General features: G+C 42.3%; 1 protein-coding gene. It reads right to left on the minus strand.

What is annotated here, in order from left to right:
- Nucleotides 1-27: 27 nt before the first annotated feature.
- Entirely contained in the window at nt 28-366 is a 339-nt protein-coding gene (locus B4U49_RS00150; RefSeq protein ID WP_078082611.1) for a hypothetical protein, read from the minus strand.
- Nucleotides 367-395 lie beyond the last annotated feature (29 nt).

Here is a 395-nt window from a genome sequence, read left to right on the forward strand (position 1 = left end):
AGTAAGACGTCGGTCTGCCGCACTTTGTTATGCATCTGGCAAGTACCACTTGAATACGTACTGAACTCCTCCGGTAAGGCGATTCGTAGTTTCTCCAATTACTGCTCTGCTGTCTTTTTTAATTAAGACTTCTCGTTTCCAATGTACGCGAACCACTTTCTTATCGTCGAGAGTAACTTTCACTAGTATGCCTTGCGCACTTCTTTTATTTGTTGCTCCAGCTATACAGCAAACTGTACCAATCAGTTCAGTATGTTCATACAAAGATATGATACTGGTAGCCATGGCTCCAAAGAATGCTAAAACCAAAACGGCAACTTTTAGCATTGCTTTATCGGCATTTTTGAAAATTTCTCGATTACTCATCTAGATGCATAACGCCGCCGGCAGGGGCA

It is taken from the genome of Microbulbifer mangrovi (assembly GCF_002009015.1).
GTDB lineage: Bacteria > Pseudomonadota > Gammaproteobacteria > Pseudomonadales > Cellvibrionaceae > Microbulbifer > Microbulbifer mangrovi.

Bases quoted from the DNA above. Each gene is read 5' to 3' on its own strand.
- B4U49_RS00150 (WP_078082611.1), bottom strand. From the start codon at position 366: ATGAGTAATCGAGAAATTTTCAAAAATGCCGATAAAGCAATGCTAAAA.